Annotated in this window: 16 protein-coding genes; 7 read left to right on the top strand and 9 right to left on the bottom strand. The window is 57.4% G+C overall.

The window, feature by feature from the left end; genetic code table 11:
- Window positions 1–110: 110 nt before the first annotated feature.
- Entirely contained in the window at window positions 111–1,400 is a 1,290-nt protein-coding gene (locus tag ACTIDN_RS07190; protein WP_441376524.1) for a sensor histidine kinase, read from the bottom strand.
- Between the two features lie 33 nt (window positions 1,401–1,433).
- The gene (phoB, locus tag ACTIDN_RS07195) at window positions 1,434–2,126 is read right to left on the bottom strand and encodes a phosphate regulon transcriptional regulator PhoB (protein ID WP_415508050.1); all 693 of its coding nucleotides are present in this window, start codon (window positions 2,124–2,126) and stop codon (window positions 1,434–1,436) included.
- A gap of 211 nt (window positions 2,127–2,337) precedes the next feature.
- Between phoB and ACTIDN_RS07200 the strand changes: the two genes are divergently transcribed.
- The gene (locus ACTIDN_RS07200) at window positions 2,338–2,613 is read left to right on the top strand and encodes a hypothetical protein (protein ID WP_441376525.1); all 276 of its coding nucleotides are present in this window, start codon (window positions 2,338–2,340) and stop codon (window positions 2,611–2,613) included.
- 175 nt (window positions 2,614–2,788) lie between these two features.
- Here the strand turns inward: ACTIDN_RS07200 and ACTIDN_RS07205 are convergent, their stop codons facing one another.
- The 6 genes from ACTIDN_RS07205 to trpB all read right to left on the bottom strand — a co-directional run bounded on the left by ACTIDN_RS07205 (window position 2,789) and on the right by trpB (window position 10,321).
- Window positions 2,789–4,078 carry an adenylosuccinate synthase gene (locus ACTIDN_RS07205; protein ID WP_441376526.1) on the bottom strand — a complete coding sequence of 430 codons (1,290 nt, stop codon included), beginning with the start codon at window positions 4,076–4,078 and terminating at the stop codon, window positions 2,789–2,791.
- A 77-nt stretch (window positions 4,079–4,155) separates the two neighbouring features.
- A complete protein-coding gene (locus ACTIDN_RS07210; protein WP_415508047.1) occupies window positions 4,156–5,352 on the bottom strand; it encodes an ATP phosphoribosyltransferase regulatory subunit in 1,197 nt (398 codons plus the stop codon).
- Between the two features lie 122 nt (window positions 5,353–5,474).
- Entirely contained in the window at window positions 5,475–6,956 is a 1,482-nt protein-coding gene (locus ACTIDN_RS07215; protein WP_441376527.1) for an ATP-binding protein, read from the bottom strand.
- Window positions 6,957–6,972: 16 nt separating this feature from the next.
- Complete coding sequence (locus tag ACTIDN_RS07220) at window positions 6,973–8,244, bottom strand: TIGR03862 family flavoprotein (RefSeq protein WP_441376528.1); 1,272 nt, start codon at window positions 8,242–8,244, stop codon at window positions 6,973–6,975.
- Window positions 8,241–9,080 (bottom strand): tryptophan synthase subunit alpha, encoded by an 840-nt coding sequence (gene trpA, locus ACTIDN_RS07225; RefSeq protein WP_441376529.1) that lies wholly within the window; start codon window positions 9,078–9,080, stop codon window positions 8,241–8,243. Before trpA ends, ACTIDN_RS07220 begins: the two co-directional genes overlap by 4 nt.
- On the bottom strand, window positions 9,077–10,321 hold the full coding sequence (gene trpB / locus ACTIDN_RS07230) for a tryptophan synthase subunit beta (RefSeq protein WP_048839107.1): 1,245 nt from the start codon (window positions 10,319–10,321) through the stop codon (window positions 9,077–9,079). The genes trpA and trpB overlap by 4 nt, the downstream gene beginning before the upstream one ends.
- Before the next feature lie 319 nt (window positions 10,322–10,640).
- Between trpB and ACTIDN_RS07235 the strand changes: the two genes are divergently transcribed.
- The 3 genes from ACTIDN_RS07235 (at window position 10,641) to rho (ending at window position 13,899) form a co-directional block, all read left to right on the top strand.
- The gene (locus tag ACTIDN_RS07235; RefSeq protein WP_441376530.1) at window positions 10,641–11,828 is read left to right on the top strand and encodes a CorA family divalent cation transporter; all 1,188 of its coding nucleotides are present in this window, start codon (window positions 10,641–10,643) and stop codon (window positions 11,826–11,828) included.
- Window positions 11,825–12,352: a hypothetical protein gene (locus ACTIDN_RS07240; RefSeq protein ID WP_441376531.1), complete on the top strand. Its 528-nt coding sequence runs from the start codon at window positions 11,825–11,827 to the stop codon at window positions 12,350–12,352. Before ACTIDN_RS07235 ends, ACTIDN_RS07240 begins: the two co-directional genes overlap by 4 nt.
- Window positions 12,353–12,603: 251 nt before the next feature.
- The gene (gene rho / locus ACTIDN_RS07245; protein ID WP_048839104.1) at window positions 12,604–13,899 is read left to right on the top strand and encodes a transcription termination factor Rho; all 1,296 of its coding nucleotides are present in this window, start codon (window positions 12,604–12,606) and stop codon (window positions 13,897–13,899) included.
- A 68-nt stretch (window positions 13,900–13,967) separates the two neighbouring features.
- On the opposite strand, the gene ACTIDN_RS07250 is transcribed toward rho, so the two are convergent.
- A complete protein-coding gene (locus ACTIDN_RS07250) occupies window positions 13,968–14,252 on the bottom strand; it encodes a sulfurtransferase TusA family protein (RefSeq protein WP_415508041.1) in 285 nt (94 codons plus the stop codon).
- A 228-nt stretch (window positions 14,253–14,480) separates the two neighbouring features.
- On the opposite strand from ACTIDN_RS07250, the gene ACTIDN_RS07255 reads away from it, so the two are divergent.
- The 3 genes from ACTIDN_RS07255 to lnt all read left to right on the top strand — a co-directional run bounded on the left by ACTIDN_RS07255 (window position 14,481) and on the right by lnt (window position 17,448).
- On the top strand, window positions 14,481–14,906 hold the full coding sequence (locus ACTIDN_RS07255) for a Fur family transcriptional regulator (protein ID WP_415508076.1): 426 nt from the start codon (window positions 14,481–14,483) through the stop codon (window positions 14,904–14,906).
- Window positions 14,903–15,760, top strand: coding sequence for a GNAT family N-acetyltransferase (locus ACTIDN_RS07260; protein WP_441376532.1), 858 nt, complete (start codon window positions 14,903–14,905; stop codon window positions 15,758–15,760). The genes ACTIDN_RS07255 and ACTIDN_RS07260 overlap by 4 nt, the downstream gene beginning before the upstream one ends.
- Window positions 15,761–15,828: 68 nt before the next feature.
- Window positions 15,829–17,448 (top strand): apolipoprotein N-acyltransferase, encoded by a 1,620-nt coding sequence (gene lnt / locus ACTIDN_RS07265; protein ID WP_441376533.1) that lies wholly within the window; start codon window positions 15,829–15,831, stop codon window positions 17,446–17,448.
- The last annotated feature ends 26 nt before the right edge of the window (window positions 17,449–17,474 follow it).

Consider the following 17,474-nt stretch of genomic DNA (forward strand, 5'->3'; position numbering starts at 1 on the left):
CAGTTGTATCCCTGAACATCATCAAATAAGGCGCAGCGGGGCTACGTCTGCCCTACCCCTTACCGGGTTTGATGTTTAAAAAGTAATGAACTCTTGAAGACAGTTTTGTTTCAGTTTTGTGACGCCCCAGCGGGGTCAGCAATTGGTAGCCAGATCAGGCAGTCAGTGCCACTGCCCACCGTACTTTCTACCATAAACCGTCCACCATGCCGAGTAACGACATGCTGTACGATCGCCAATCCCAAGCCGCTACCCTGCACCATGGCAGAGGTTTTGGGAACACGATAAAACCGCTCTGTCAGGCGGGGCAAATGACGTGCCGCAATACCCGGCCCATTATCTGACACACTTAGCACCACACCCCCTTCCGCAGGCCAGCCACCCAGTGGCTCAGCCTTACGAAAACTGACTGTGACAGCAAGCGGCAGTGTGCGGGGGTTCTCAGTATCACAGCCCCCATATTTCAGGGCATTCTCAACCAGATTAATCAGCACCTGCAATAATTGGTCTTCATCCCCCACAACGGCAATGTCCGGGTGTGCGGGGGGTTCTATAACCAGTTCTGCCTCGTTCTGGCGGAAGAGGATACTGGTTTCGTTCTGAAGCCTGACGCACAAATCGGCCAGAATAACCCGCCCTTTGGGCCGCTGATGCTCCAGCATCTGCACACGCGACAGGTACAGCAGGCCGTCCAGCAGGCGCTGCATGCGCCTGCCTTGCGCGGCCATGATCTCCAGAAATTCGCGCTGGGCTTCCGGGTCATCTGCTGCCGGGCCTTGCAGGGTTTCAATAAACCCCATCAGCGCGGCAAGCGGTGTACGAAGTTCGTGGCTGGCATAGGCAACAAAGTCCGTATGCTGCCGCTCCGTCATTTCTGCTTCCGTCACGTCATGCAGGGCAATGAAAGACAACAGTTCCGTACGGTTGGGGCCGCCTTCCGGGCGTCCGTACTCTGTTGCAAAAGCTTCTTTGGAAAATATGGTTTTCTGGAAAAAAGCCTGCACAACCCTGTGCACAGGAATATCCAGCACAATGCGGGCCTCTTCATTTTCCGCCTGCCGTGTATTAACCCGTGTTGCCAGCCGGTCCAGAGCGCTCTGAAAAGCAGGATGCCGCTCAATGGACCCCAAAGCATTAGGAAAATCCCGGTATGCGTGGGGGGAGGCATAAAGCAGCCGCCGGTCCTTATCCAGCACCATAACAGCCAGAGGCAACGCGGCCACCACCTGCTCAACCGCCATCAATAGCCTGACCTTGGCAGGAATGGTGGGCGCCGGTACCGGCGCATGGACCACTTCTGCCGCAGCCTTGTAGCGTAGGAACAGGGTGGTGAGCGCACCAGCCAGCAGACCGCCCCCGGCGGCACTGCCTGCCGCTAAAAGCAGAGTGTGTACGACCACATCCGTCTCCTCTGCTTTCAGGCCATTCGTGGGTTAATTTTGTGGTAAATCGAGCGCATACCCCCGGGCGCGGACCGTGCGGATAAGGTCCTGCTCATCCCCTTCATTAAGGGTTTGACGCAACCGACGAATATGGACGTCCACTGTCCGAAGTTCGACATAAGAACTTCTCTCCCAGGCATGTTCCAGCAATTCCTCTCGCGAGAACACCTGGCCGGGATGCGTCATCAAAAATTCAAGCAACCGGTATTCGGTCGGGCCAAGCGCCAGAAGACGCCCGTTTCGCTCAACCTTGTGGGCAACACGATCAAGGACAAGATTTTCAAACTGAAGATTTTTGTTAGGTGGAGGCATACGCCGCAGAATGGCTTTGACCCGTGCAAACAGGGCCTCCATGCCGAAAGGTTTGACCAGATAGTCATCAGCCCCTGTATCCAGACCTTTGACGCTATCAGTCTCCTGACCGCGGGCGCTGAGCATGATGATGGGAAGCGTGCGGGTTTTACCCTGCTCGCGCAGCCTGCGGCATACTTCCAGCCCGGACAAACCAGGCAACATCCAGTCCAGCAGCACCAGATCAGGCATACGGCGGGCTATCTGGTCCAGCGCTGCCTGACCATCTGTTGCCAACCGGACCTCATAGTCCTGTTTTTCAAGATTATAACACATGAGCCGGGAGAGTGCCGGATCATCTTCAACCACGAGAATGTTTGCTTTCTGCGTCATGACCTACCCATAACGGATTCGGGTTTCAAGATAGGCTTTTACATACAAAAAGGACACCCTACCCCTACAGGAGTGGCTGTTTTCAGCCGTTGCACCACTGGCTGACCAGATGTGCGAAATCTTTATATACAAAGCCGGGGTTTGTAGATTATGGACCCGAAAAGGAGCTGGACCGGTAATTGTGCCGGATGCACCTCCCGGGTACGCTCGCATGAGTATTTTTCGCACTTCCCTGCCACAAAGTGGCAAGGCCCCCCGCCCCACCGTGACATTTTTATTAAATGCCTTCTGTCAGCGTATAGCGCAGGCCTTTGCGGCACGTGGCATGCTGCAACTGGGTATGCTTGAAGGCATTGTAGCCACGTTGGAAGAGAATACCCGTAAAGACCGCCTACGTGCGCTCTACCCTGTATCAGGCACATTTGGAGCCTTTGCAGAAGGGCCCACGGCAACCGCCATGACTCCTCCACACTCTGCGCACCGCTAAAACACACGGCTTGTCTACAGCACGATAAGCCTTTTGGCGCAGAGTTTTAAAAGTAGCGGGCTTACCCCCGCCAATGACAGCGGGCCAACAGACCAATAGGCACATCATTAAAGAAAACCCCGGTCAGTAACGGATACTGACCGGGGTTTTTCACCAGAACTCTTTTGCGTCTAACTCAGTCTTCAAACGGGTCGCGCATCAGGATGGTATCATCACGGTCCGGGCTGGTGGACAGCAGGGTAACCGGTGCGCCCACCAGTTCTTCAATACGGCGGACATATTTGATGGCCTGTGCAGGCAGATCCGCCCAGCTCCGGGCACCATGGGTCGTGTCTTTCCACCCTTCCATGGTTTCGAAAATCGGCTTGATACGCGCCTGAGCGGCCGGAGCAGAGGGGAAGCGCTCAATCTGCTGCCCATCCAGTTCATAGCCAACACAGATTTTGATTTCGTCAAAGCCGTCAAGCACATCAAGCTTGGTCAAAGCCAAACCGTTGACGCCGCCAACCCGCACAGCATGACGCACCAGAATGGCATCAAACCAGCCACAGCGGCGCGGCCGCCCTGTCACGGTACCAAACTCATGCCCACGCTCACCAAGTTTGCGCCCTGTATCATCATGCAATTCAGACGGGAAAGGCCCTTCCCCCACGCGGGTGCAATAAGCTTTGGCAATACCCAATACAAACCCGGCAGCATTCGGTCCCATGCCTGACCCCGTTCCGGCATTGGAAGCCACCGTGTTGGAGCTGGTCACAAACGGATAGGTACCGTGGTCCACATCCAGCATGACAGCCTGCGCACCTTCAAACAGGATACGGCTACCTGCGCGGCGTTCTTCATCCAGCAGGTCCCATGTGGGGGCCATGTAAGGCAGAACCTTGGGGGCAATATCGTTCAGGAAGGCCAGCAGGTCTTCCTTCTTGAACGTTTCCGCACCCAAACCGGCCAGAAGAGTGTTGTGGTGCAGCAGGAGTTCATCCAGCTTCCAGTCCAGCGTTTCTGGCTCTGCCAGATCACACAGGCGGATAGCACGGCGGGCCACCTTGTCTTCATACGCCGGACCAATGCCACGGCCTGTCGTGCCAATCTTACGATCACCGCGTGCCGCTTCACGCGCACGGTCCAGTGCTCCATGCACGGGCAGAATAAGCGGTACGTTTTCAGCAATTTTCAGAGTAGCTGGGGTCACAATAAGCCCCTGCTCCTGCACACGGCTGATTTCAGCCAGCAGCGCCTGCGGGTCTACCACAACGCCGTTGCCAATAACGCCAATCTTGCCGCTCACAACACCTGATGGCAGCAGGGACAGCTTGTAAACCTGATTACCAACAACCAGCGTATGCCCCGCATTGTGGCCGCCCTGAAAGCGCACAACGATATCGGCACGACTGGCAAGCCAGTCGACAATTTTGCCTTTACCTTCATCGCCCCACTGGGCGCCAATTACGGTGACGTTGGACATTGGATTGTCTGCTCCTGGAAGAAAAAATGCCGGTTAACAACCCTGTAGGGCGTAGGGCGCGGCCTAAAAGCGGGTGGTTATGCAAGCTCCGTGCATGTTGCACCGGCAAGAACGTGGCTACAGCCAAGGCGTACCGCCTCAGCCGAATGGTCTGTGTGCTGCCCGCTTGCCGCAGGCAGAGCAGCTAATGTTGCGTAGCCCTTGGCACGCAGGCTGGCTGCTGTAGCGCTATCGGCCCCAGGCATCAGATACACACAGGGCAGAGGCTGCGCGGCCGGAATCATACGGAACAACACATCCGGCCGGAAAGTAAGGCCGCAAGCGGGCTCATTATCGTTACACAGGTAACGGCCACCCCGGCCAAGCTCTTCTGCACGGCCCACGGCAAACACCGTGACGCACACGCCGGTATGGTATTTCCAACCCCTAAACTCCACGGGGTCCACAGTCAGGCGCAGGTCTGGCCGTTGGGCATGCACAGCTTCCACCGCATCAATCAGACGTTGCAATATCGCGCGGGCTTTGGGGGGCAGAGTAATCTGGTTCAGCAGGCTGACAGCCTGAGCAGCAGGGCCCGCCGCCCGTAACAGCGCAATAAGGGTTTCTGACAGCGCACCGCCAAGTTCTGCCACCGCAGCGGCGTCCTTACGGTCCAGCGCCCGCAACAGTGCCTGCCGTGCAGACGGTGCAATGCCCGCCTCTTCCAGCAACGCGGGAACAAACGGGGGCATGGTCAGATCAAAGGATACACCGGGCACGCCAAGCCGTTCCAGCGCCTGTGCGGCAACAGTCACAACCTCAGCATCTGCCTCCGGCACATCGGGGCCAATCAATTCGATACCCGCCTGCATGATCTGGCGGCCACTTTCTTCCGCCGCAGCGGGCATGACCACCACACACGGCCCGGCGTAAGACAGACGCAGCGGACGCGGCAGGCCGGACAAACGAGTCGCGGCCATACGGGCAATTTGTGGTGTAATGTCTGGGCGCAGCACCATCATGCGCCGGGAGTCCGGGTCCATGACCCGAAAGCTCTGCTCCGCCAGCGCAGCGCCAGAGCCTGCAAGCAGGGTCTCTTCAAACTCCATCAGCGGGGGCCGCACACGATTATACCCGTGCGAGGCAAACACCCCCATAAGAGTAGTCACACCCTCTGCCTCTGTACGGGCATCGGGCGTGAGCAAATCTACGAAACCGGCCGGCAGCAGGGCCGGGCTGAAGGGCGGGTCTTCCGTCATGCCTCCGGCTATAGCATTGCCAGCCGCACACGTCATGCCCGCAAAGGCGCACTTTTTTGCAGTTCTTTCATCCGCAGGCTGCTTTGCGGTCATGATATTCTCAGCAGACACCACCAAGACCGTGCGTTCAGCCGTATTTAACCGGAGGCAGACCGCTCCTAAGCCTGCGGCATACCCGGCAGGGTTTCCCAACCCGGTCCGATAATAGTGATGATGCGGCGGCCCATACCATCAGCCTGAAGCACAATAACATTGCGGTCTTCCAGCCATTCCAGCAGGCGGCGGGCGCGGCCTTGAGAAACGGTGCCATACACGCGGGCAATTTCAGCATCGGACGGGCTAGGCTGTCTGGCAATGGCTGTGCGGGCAAGGCACAGAAAAACAGACTGAAGGTCTTCCGGCAGCGTAAGCGCCAGCGATTCGGCCTCCTGCCACTCCGGGGTAGCGGACATATCCTCACTCACCCCGCTGCGGGCGGTGGCCAGAGCGCGATTGAAACTTTTGAGGTCCAGCGCATTACGCCCCAACCCCACAATACGGCAACGCACCAGAAAATCCTGATACAGCACAGACGCAGAGCGGAAAGATGTTTCTTCATCTTCCAGCATATCCCGCAATATGGCGGCCATGCGAGCATCCCGCTCGCCCTGATCTTCGGGCGGTTCGTCCTGCTCCTGCTCGGCCTGAGCGGTGGTGGCCTGTGCTTCTCCGTGGGCAGCAAGCTGGGACAACAGGTCCGGTGCTGGTGCTGCCGGGGGTTTGCGCGGGCGGGTAAAGCTTTCTGTTGCCGGTAGGGGGGCCAGAATAAGGTCGTGCACAGGCTCGGTCGGCGGCACGAACGGGGCTAGAACCGGTCCCGCAGAACGGCTTTCCGTCTCAACAGCACCAATACGCACTGAAGTTGGGCGGCGGCATAAGGCCGGACCCAGTGCAACAAACGTACCACGCGCAAGGTCACGGAAGGCCTCGGCCTGCCTACGCTCCATACCCAGCAGGTCAGCCGCACGGGCCATATCAATATCCAGAAACGTACGGCCCATCAGAAAGTTGGAGGCCTCAGCCGCCACGTTCTTGGCCAGCTTGGCCAGACGCTGGGTGGCAATAATACCAGCAAGGCCACGTTTACGGCCACGGCACATCAGGTTGGTCATGGCCCCAAGTGAGGCACGCCGCGCTTCGTCAGATACCTCACCCGCAGCGGCGGGGGCAAAAAGCTGGGCCTCATCCACCACCACAAGCACGGGGTACCAGTACTCTCGTGGTGCCTCAAACATGCCACCCAGAAAGGCGGCAGCCCATTTCATCTGTTGGTCTGCATCCAGCCCTTCAAGGTTGAGCACAACAGACGCACGGTGCATGCGCATCCGCTCCCCTGCGGCATGGAGCGCTATTTCCGAGTACTCAGCCCCATCAATCACCAGATGGCCGAATTTCTCGGCCAGACTGACAAAATCGCCTTCCGGGTCAATGATCGCTTGTTGCACAAGGCGCGCAGACTGCTCCAGCAACCGCCGTAACAGATGCGATTTTCCTGAGCCAGAGTTACCCTGCACCAGCAGGCGCGTTGCCAGAAGTTCGGCAAGGTCCATGTGTGCGGGGCCGCCGCCCGGCACTTCCCCCAGTGTGATCATGTTGGTCATGGGGGAGCAGATACCGCTATGCGTGGGTATCCCGCAACCATTGCAATGCACCCTTTCCTGCCGCCCGGCCTGTTGCAAGACAAGCATGCAGCAGATAACCGCCGGTTGGGGCCTCCCAGTCCAGCATTTCACCTGCCACAAAAACGCCGGGTCTGGCCGCCAGCATGAACTGTGACGTGCACGCCTTCTGCGTCACACCACCGGCAGTGGAAATAGCCCGCGCCAAAGGTTGAGGCTTCATAAGAGTAAGAGGCAAAGCCTTGAGCCGCGCCGCCAAAGCCTGTGGGGTGGCAGGAACCTCTCCCCCTTCCCGCAGCAAGGCGACCGCAACAGGCGGTAATCGCAAAGCCTTACGGAGCCGGTTAGACAGGCTCTCACGCGGGCGCACACTGGAGAGACGGCTGGCTAGGGCCTCCTCTGTCAGGTCCGGACGTAAATCCAGCATCAAGGTAGCAGAACCGTGCTGGGCAATATGTTCCCGCAAAGCGGCTGACAAAGCATAAAGTGCTCCACCCTCCAGCCCTGTCGCTGTCACCACAATTTCACCACGTACCGTGTGGTCACCAAAACCCAGTGCAATGGGTTTGAGGGGGGTTCCTGCAAACCGCTCCCGCATGGCCGCAGACCACGCAACCTGAAAACCGCAGTTGGACGGAGCAAGCGGTGATACGGCTATGCCCTGCTCCTGTAAGGTAGGCACCCAAGCGCCCGTGCTACCCAAGCGCGGCCAACTGGCCCCACCAAGAGCCAGAACCATCGCATCCGGCACGTAAGGCGGCTTGAGAGAGTCCGGCAATGTGCCGTCCTGCTGCACCGGAGCAAAAACCGGATGACCGGCTGCATCCCACCCCGTCCAGTTGACACGGGTGTGCAGTACAACACCTTGCTGGCGCAGGCGCTCCAACCATGCCCTCAGCAGCGGAGACGCTTTCATAACAGTAGGAAACACCCGCCCGGACGACCCGACAAAGCTTTCCTGCCCAAGCCCCGACATCCATTCTCGGATCTCTTCCGTGGTCCAGGCCTCCAGAGCAGGCTCTAACCAAGGCGCTGCGGTGCCGTAGCGGGCTAACAGCTTATCGGGCTGCTCGGAGTGGCTAATATTCAAGCCCCCTCGCCCGGCCATCAGCAGCTTACGGCCAAAGCTAGGCATATGCTCAACCACCTGCACGGCGCAGCCTGCGGCAGAAAGCACTTCTGCCGCCGCCAGCCCGGCCGGGCCACCACCGACAACGCAGACACGAGCCGCCTGAGAGAGAGGCGACAAAGGGGGGGTATTCAGGGTCACCCTGCTTTCTGCCCGCCCCCGGCTGCACGCACTGCGGTTGCCAGGTCTTTAATCTGCCCTAGAACGCTTGGGAGTGTCTGCGCAGTGGCCTTACCGTTTTCATCAAGCGTTTCAGCCAATGTGGCCAGCAACGCGGAGGCAACAACCGCACCGTCTGCTATGCTGGAAGCCGTTGCAGCCTGTTCTGGAGAACGGATACCAAACCCGATGGCGACAGGCAGAGAGGTTGCGGCCCGCAAACGCGGCAGTGCTTTTTGCAGATCTTCCGCACTAGCTGTGCGTGTACCGGTAATGCCGGTAATACTGACGTAATAGACAAAACCTGAAGCATGAGAGAGCACATAAGGTAGGCGCTCATCTGTCGTGGTGGGTGCGACCAGACGGATGATATCAAGACCATTAGCCTCTGTATGCGGCTCAATAACGTCTGCTTCCTCGGGCGGCAGATCAACAATGATCAAGCCGTCCACACCAGCTTTGGCAGCATCCGCACAAAAGCGCTCATACCCATAGGCTTCAATGGGGTTCAGATAACCCATCAGGATAATGGGGGTTTCGTTATCGTCCTCACGGAAGGCGGACACCATGCCCAGCACACCAGCCAGCGTTGAGCCAGCCTTCAACCCGCGGCGGGCCGCAAGCTGAATAACCGGACCATCGGCTGATGGGTCTGAAAAAGGAACCCCAACCTCAATCAGATCTGCCCCGGCGGCAGGCATGGCTTTGAGCAGCGCCAATGAGGTTTCGCGGTCTGGGTCAAAGGCCTCAAGATAGGGAATGAGCGCACCACGCCCTTGGGCGGCCAGAGATTTGAAGCGGGCGGCAATACGGCTCACAGTTTCACTCCCAGATGTTCAGCAACGGTAAAGATATCTTTGTCACCCCGGCCTGAAATATTCACGACCAGCAGAGTGTCCTTAGGCAGGGTTGGGGCAATTTTAGCGGCATAGGCTATGGCATGGGCGGATTCCAGCGCGGGAATAATGCCCTCCGTACGGGTACAGAGCTGGAAGGCATCCAGTGCTTCTTGGTCCGTAGCGCCTACGTACTCAGCACGGCCAATATCATTCAGCCAGGAGTGTTCAGGCCCCACGCCGGGATAATCTAACCCCGCACTAATGGAATGGGCCTCATCAATCTGTCCGTCAGCATCTTGCAACAGATATGTCCGGTTGCCATGCAGCACGCCGGGGCGTCCACGCTCAATAGACGCTGCGGTTTTACCGCTATCCAGCCCGTGGCCTGCGGCTTCAACACCAATCAGACGCACCGAGGCATCATCCAGAAACGGATGGAAAATTCCCATGGCATTGGAGCCACCGCCAATGGCCGCCACCACAATATCCGGCAGGCGGTCTTCAAGCTCCTGCATCTGTATTTTGGTTTCTTCGCCAATAATGCTCTGAAAATCACGGACCATGGCTGGGTACGGGTGCGGGCCAGCCACTGTACCCACAAGGAAGTAAGTGTCCGCCACATTGGCCACCCAGTCCCGCATGGCTTCGTTCATGGCGTCTTTCAGGGTACCTGCACCAGCGGTAACCGGCACAACCTCTGCCCCAAGCAGGCGCATACGAAACACGTTGGGTTTTTGGCGCTCAACGTCCGTAGCACCCATATAAACAACGCATTTCATGCCGAACAATGCACACACCGTTGCCGTAGCCACGCCATGCTGGCCTGCACCGGTTTCAGCCACAATACGGGTCCGCCCCATACGACGGGCCAGCAAAATCTGCCCCATGACGTTATTAAGTTTGTGGGAGCCTGTGTGGTTCAGTTCCTCACGCTTCATGTAAATCTTGGCACCGCCAAGTTCCTTGGTCATGCGCTGAGCAAACCAGAGCGGGCTTGGGCGGCCAACATAGTCACGCAGATAGAATGCCAGCTCTTTCTGGAAAGCCGGGTCACTCTTGGCTGCGCTATAGGCCTGATCCAGCTCCAGCAACAAAGGCATGAGGGTTTCAGCCACAAAGCGCCCGCCATACCACCCGCCAAAGTGCCCACGCTCATCCGGCCCGTGCCGGAGGGAGTTAGCTTGTGCTGCTGATATGCCGTGTTCTGTTGTGTCTGCCATAGCTGGTTCTAACGCTCCTGAATTTGCGTGGTATGCCGGGGCCGCCCTGGCCCAAAAGCAGGCATCTAGCTTACCAGAAGCCTAACGCAGTTGCACAGAGGGCGGGCACGCTAAATTTTACCTCGGCCCGCACATCATTGTTCCGACGGAAACGCTCCCTCACCCGGCATGGCGCGGCAGAGTTATGACACAACAGAGCCAGATTTCCGTTATTCCAGACTGTCACTTGTCACTCTCCTTTCGGTCAGGCCATAGTTCCAGCGCCTGCATTCCAGGGATTGGCACCTGTCATAAAACGATACGCTTTGAGGAGAATTGCATGTTTCTGGCCCACAAGCCCGGAGCCCCCGCCCGAGCCATTGAAAGTGAGGCTGACGCGCAAGACGTAACGTGGATTGACCTGCTGAACCCCACCCCGCAAGAGCAGGCTCTGGCGGGCCGCATCTGCGGGCAACCTTTACCAACGCTGGATGACCTGAGCGAAATTGAAAGCTCATCACGCATCAGTGTGCGTAATGGGGCTGCTTTCCTCTCCACACCGCTTCTCAAAAAAATTGGTCCTGAATTTCAGAGTTCACCCGTAGGGTTTATTCTGACGGCAGACCGCCTGATTACCATCCGCTACCAGCCCTATCCGTCTTTTGAAGCAGTCGCTCAGCTTGTGGCTGAACATATTCTGCCCCCTGCCCCCGCATCCACTCCAGCGCCCAGTACGGTTGTTGGCCCGGCACAGGACGCAGCACATCCAGAGCAGAAAAGCCCGCAAACTGCTGCCGCCCCACCGCAACGCCTTAAACCTGCACCGATTGGGGCGGGAGAAATTCTGGTCGCGCTTATTGAAACAATTGTCGATCGTTTGGCCGATATTCTGGAGAATGTCGGGCTCTTACTGGACAAACTCTCGCAGGATATTTTCAAACGGCGGCCGAACAAATCCCCTATGCACAGTATTGCCGCATGGCAGCGAGACCTGCTGGAACGGGTAGGAAGTGCCGGAGACCTCTGCTCCCGCGTACGGGATGCATTACTTGGTCTGGAACGCATCACCATTTTTCTGGGTGAAAGCAAGAAAGACGGAGCAGCGCCAGCCTCTGGCCTGCCCCTTTCTGCCCGACGCTTTGAGGCTGGCGTCAGCTCTCTCTCCACAGAAAACGCGCCTTACGCCTTATCCGGCGCGTTAAGGGGGCGCATGACAACGGCCAACCGGGACCTCTCCTCCCTAACGGATTACGTCTCCCAAGCTGCCAGCAAAGTGGAGTTCCTGCTGGATGCAACGCTCGGTTTCATCAGCATCGAACAGAATGGCATGATGAAAGTACTGACGGTTGTCAGTTTTATTGGTGTAGCCCCCACCTTGATTGCAGGGGTGTATGGAATGAACTTCAAGGACATTCCGGAGTTAGAATGGCGGTACGGCTATTGGTATTCTCTTGCATTAATGACGGCCTCTGTTGTGCTGCCACTGCTGTGGTTCTGGCGTAAAGGCTGGTTGGGAGGCATTAAATGACCCGCTTTTTCAGAGCATCTGCACTCGGAACCCTCACCGTTCTGCTGGCACAGAATCTACCAGCACATGCCGCGCAAAACCCGCCCCCCACGGCAGACCAAGCCACCTTTGACCGTCTGGCCGCAGAACCCCTGCGCTATGCGGGCCTTTCCTCCCCCGGCAACGCCCGCATTCTGCTTGGCTTGCACCCAACCGCCCAAGGCGGACTTGAGGGGGAAATGATGCAATTGGACGCCACCATGCGGCCCCAGTTTGCCGGGCCAGCCAAAGGCCATTTTACCGGAACAGCCCTGCACCAGACCGCCCGCTGCACGGTCTCCATCACCTTGCCGGAGCGTGACCTTCTGCTGGATGGCCCGTGCTCGGACAGTCAGATGTCTGGCGCACTGAGTGTGCATCAACGCCCCTCCCAATTATGGTCTCAGGTGTCTCAATTCATCTCGCCGGACCCGTCCCTGTCCCAATACTGGCTGACACGGCAGGCGTGGCAGCAGGCCACCACGCCATCAGCCGCCCGACCTTAAGCACCATAAGGCTTCCGGCCTTGGGCCCGGCCCAAGGTTGACGGCAAAGCGCAACACTATTATATTTTGCGCCAGACACTGGCTGACTTCACCTGCCCAGTGCTTTTTCCTCCCTTAGTCAGGATCCATCCTGCGTCGGTGTGCCGGCGTGGCGCTTCATGTGTCATGCAAGGCTGTATTTCCCTGACGCTGGCTTCCTTACGGTCCAGACCTCCCTTTTCTGACCTACTTGCCAATCAGGGCATTTCTCAATGCATCTTGCGGAACTCAAGGCCAAATCTCCGGCCGATCTTCTAGCCTGCGCTGAAGACCTCAATATCGAAAACGCCTCGTCTTTACGCAAACAGGATATGATGTTTGCCATCCTGAAGACGCTGGCAGACAACGATCAGGCCATTTACGGCGATGGCACGCTCGAGATTTTGCACGACGGATTTGGCTATCTTCGCTCTCCCGAATCCAACTACCTTCCCGGCCCGGATGATATTTACATCTCCCCCACACAGGTGCGCCGCTTCGGCCTGCGTACCGGTGACACGGTTGAGGGCCAGATCCGTGCCCCGCGGGATGGTGAGCGGTATTTCTCCCTGCTCAAAATCAACAGCATCAATTTTGAACCGCCGGAGGCCGTGCGCCACCGCATCAACTTTGATAACCTGACTCCCCTCTACCCCGAACGCCCACTGCGTATGGAAGTAGAAGGTGCTGCACCGCCGGTAGCTGAAACCAAAGGCAAAAAGGGCAAAAGCACTCAGGACTTCACACCCCGTGTGATTGACCTTGTGGCCCCCATTGGTATGGGCCAGCGCGCCCTTATCGTGGCACCACCCCGTACCGGTAAGACGGTCATGCTGCAAAGCATTGCGTCTTCTATCTCCGCCAATCACCCGGAATGCTTCCTGATCGTGCTGCTGATTGACGAGCGCCCGGAAGAAGTGACCGACATGGCGCGCTCCGTACGCGGTGAAGTTGTGTCCTCCACCTTTGATGAGCCAGCACACCGCCACGTGCAGGTTACGGAAATGGTGCTGGAAAAAGCTAAACGGCTGGTTGAACACAAACGCGATGTGGTCATCCTGCTGGATTCCATCACCCGTCTGGCCCGTGCTTACAACACTGTTGTGCCATCATCAGGCAAGGTATTGACCGGTGGTGTGGATGCCAACGCGCTGCAACGCCCCAAACGCTTCTTTGGTGCTGCCCGTAACATTGAAGAAGGCGGCTCTCTGACCATTATCGCCACGGCACTGATTGATACCGGTAGCCGTATGGATGAAGTGATCTTTGAAGAGTTCAAGGGCACGGGTAACTCCGAGCTTATTCTGGACCGCAAGCTGGCCGACAAGCGTACCTTCCCTGCCATTGACATCACCAAAAGTGGCACCCGTAAGGAAGAAATGCTGGTTGACCGTGCAACCCTGTCCAAAATGTGGGTTCTGCGCCGTATTCTGGCTCCTATGGGCACGATGGACGCCATGGACTTCCTGCTGGACAAGCTGAAATACAGCAAATCCAACAATGACTTCTTTGAAGCCATGAACAACTAAAGCGGTATTGCTTTCACAATACGGCACAGAGACAGGAGGCTCCGGCCTCCTGTTTTTGTATGTACCTTTCAGGCGCTGGGCGGTGTCACCAGCTTTTTCTGTATGGTCAGCACAAATGTCCCGTCAGGCTCGGCCTGATCGGCCAAGATCAGATGGCCCAAAGCGCGCACTGACTGTGTGACATTTTTGTGAGGTTCCGCTCCCCGCAGGTGCACAGCCAGCAGACCGCCCGGCAACAGCCCATCCAACGCAAGCCGGGTTCGTACAAAGGTCATGGGGCACTTCTCGCCGGTAATATCAAGCATAACAGTATCCGGCACACGGTTATCCTGCATGGTGGAGATATCCTGCATCCTGTTCAGCCTCCTTCAACCCGGCGTGTCCGGGCACATGGAACATGCTGGTGAAGGCTCAGCATAGAAAACCTGCCCGCTCGTGTAAAATTGGACAAACCCACTCCGTTTCGGCTACCTCATGCATAAGAAATACAGGTGGTAAGTTAAGCAGGATTTGCGCCCTTGAAATCTCAGTCGGCAGAAGAATCGCGGATCGCGCAGCTCTGTGTAGAACATGGCCTGAAAATGACCGGACAACGGCGGGTAATCGCACGTGTACTGTCAGACGCAGATGACCATCCGGATGTTGAAGAACTCTATCGTCGCGCCGCGATGCTGGATTCCCGTATTTCAGTTGCCACGGTGTATCGCACCGTGCGCCTGCTGGAAGAAAAAGGGATTCTGGAACGCCGGGACTTTGGCGGAGGCCGCGCACGGTACGAAGCAACCGAGGGTGGTAAGCACCATTATCATCTCATTGATGTCGATAACGGCAAGGTGATAGAATTTGAGGACCCCGAGCACGAAGACCTGATGCGCCGCGTTGCTGAGCGTCTGGGTTTTGACTTTGTGTCCATGCGTTTGGAACTGTTCGGTAAAAAACGGGCAGTCGTGCAGAAAGACACCAAGGCCGCTGCGCCCAAGGGTCGCCGTAAAGGAGAGACCTCATGAGTGCTGCGCAAAATAAAGAGACCTCTCTCTCAACACTCGCAACGCTGGAACTGGAACGGAACGGCTTTCCCGAATTGCGGGGCGGCAACCTCAGTGTGCGCATTGCCCAGACAGAAGCTGAGCGCGATGCCGCTCAAGCCCTGCGCTATCGGGTGTTCTACGAGGAAATGGGCGCACATCCAGACGCAGAAACCCTGCGCCTGAAGCGTGACTTTGATGAGTTTGATGCTGTGGCCGATCATCTGCTGGTGATTGATAACGCCATAGCGCCAGATGCGCGTGGCGTTGTAGGCACCTACCGGCTTGTGCAGAGCGATGCGGCTGCAAAAATTGGCCGTTTTTATTCTTCAAGCGAATACGACATTTCCCCTCTGACCGACTTCCCCGGCCGCCTGCTGGAAGTTGGGCGCTCCTGTGTGGATAAAGACTATCGTGGCCGTGCCGCCATGCAGTTGTTGTGGCGTGGCATTGCCTCCTACATCTTCCTGCACCGGATTGATGTGCTGTTTGGCTGCGCCAGCCTGCAGGGAACAGACCCTGACGCCAATGCGGACGAACTGACCTATCTCTACCATAATCATCTGGCACCCCCTGCCCTGCGCGTTAAGGCACTGCCTGAACGCCGGGTGGAAATGCTGCGCAAAGACCCGCATACGCTGGACTTCCGCAAATGCCTGACAGGTTTACCCCCACTGGTAAAAGGGTATCTGCGCCTTGGCGGTTATGTTGGGGATGGCGCTGTGATTGACCCGCAGTTCAACACAACAGACGTTGCCGTTCTTGTAAAAAGCGAACTGCTGGCGGACAAATACTACCGCCACTATGAACGCCGCTTACGCGACGCGCTGGATTAATCCTTACAATTCTGCGCCCATAGTCTGCCGGTTTTGCGGCAGACTTCAAGCAAGACATACCGGTGACCATGAACAGCCCATCCCGCGTCTTTCAGGGCCGCCTGCGGCTGCGCAAGCCCAGCCGCGCCAGCATGCGCCATACCTTTTCCCTACTGGGGTTGGGGGCTTTGTCCGCACTGGCCCTGCCACCGGTTCATGCCCTTCCCGTGCTGCTCATTACATTCCCAATATTGGGAGCCGTGCTTAACCGCTCTACAAACTGGAAAAGCGCGGCCTGGGCAGGGGCGCTCTTCGGGTTTGGCCTCTATGCTGCAAGCCTTTACTGGCTGGTCAATGCCGTCATGATCCGGGCGGAAGACTTCTGGTGGTTTGTTCCCTTCCCCTCACTCGGGTGCGCACTCATTCTGGCCCCCATGACGGCGGCTCCGGCTGCCCTCAGCCTACTGGCAAAATCTGGCCCCAGACGCCTCATCCTGTTTGCCGCAAGCTGGACGGTGTTTGATATGGGGCGTGTGTTCCTGTTTAGTGGTTTCCCGTGGAACCCCCTTGGCAGTGCTCTTGCCATACCGGGACCGGTTGGGGATGTGCTGATACAACCAGCCGCATGGATGGGTGTTGATGGCATGACCCTCTGCGTCGTTCTGCTGTCTCTCATGGCCGGAACAGCGCTACAGGATTACTGGCACCGCGCACGCAAAACAGGAACCGTCTGTTTTAGTCCTCTACAGCAGCGCATAACGCTGGGTCTAAGCGCCATCATGGTTATAGGGTGGGGCGCTGCGGGGTACATCCGTTTACATACGGTAAGGCCTACAGGAGAGGCCGGGCCCATCACCGTTCTTGTTCAGGGGAACGTACCGGAGAACGAGAAAGTTGCCCACCAGAGCGCACGGGACGTTTTTGAACGTTACCTTAGCCTTACGGCGCAAGGTATAGAGCGCGCTCATGCGCTCCAGACGTCATCCCCTAACCGGGCAATTGTTTTTTTATGGCCTGAAACGGCTTACCCCGGTTACCCGCTTTTACAGGACAGCCCGCGCGCACGGCAGATCATTATGGGCTGGGCCGAAGGCGCACAGGCAGGCCTGATTGGCGCATTACGCCATGACGAGGAAGGACGTTACCGTAACTCTGTTCTGGCACTTGCACCGGATGGACGTGTTGATGCCATTTACGACAAAGCCCGGTTGGTGCCCTTTGGAGAATACCAACCGTCTTACATTCCTTTGCAAATTGTCCCGCAAGGAGGGCTGGCAGCAGGCCCCGGCCCGCATACGTGGCATCTGGCTGATGTACCCTCTGTAGGGGCCCTGATTTGTTATGAAGTCATTTTTTCCGGTAGCGTTGTGGATGAAAAAGATCGCCCCCGCTGGCTGGCCAATGTGACAAATGATGCCTGGTTTGGGAACAGTGCCGGACCACGCCAGCATTTGTCTTCTGTACGGTTACGCGCTGTTGAGGAAGGGTTGCCGATAGCCCGCGCTGCAAACACCGGTATTTCCATTGCTTATGACGGATTTGGGCATGAGCTGGCGCGTCTGGGTTGGGATAAAACCGATAGTCTGGTCGTACCTTTGCCCGCCCCCCTACCCGCACCGCTCTTTTCCCTCTACGGTCGGGTCATTGCGCTGGCGTTATGCTGTTTAGTTATGATTTCGGCCTTTAGCCCAGCACGCAAACGGGTCTGAGCTCAATGCATTAATAAAAGGTTACT

Origin of the sequence: Acetobacter sp., assembly GCF_052102375.1 — a bacterium.
Lineage (GTDB): Bacteria > Pseudomonadota > Alphaproteobacteria > Acetobacterales > Acetobacteraceae > Acetobacter.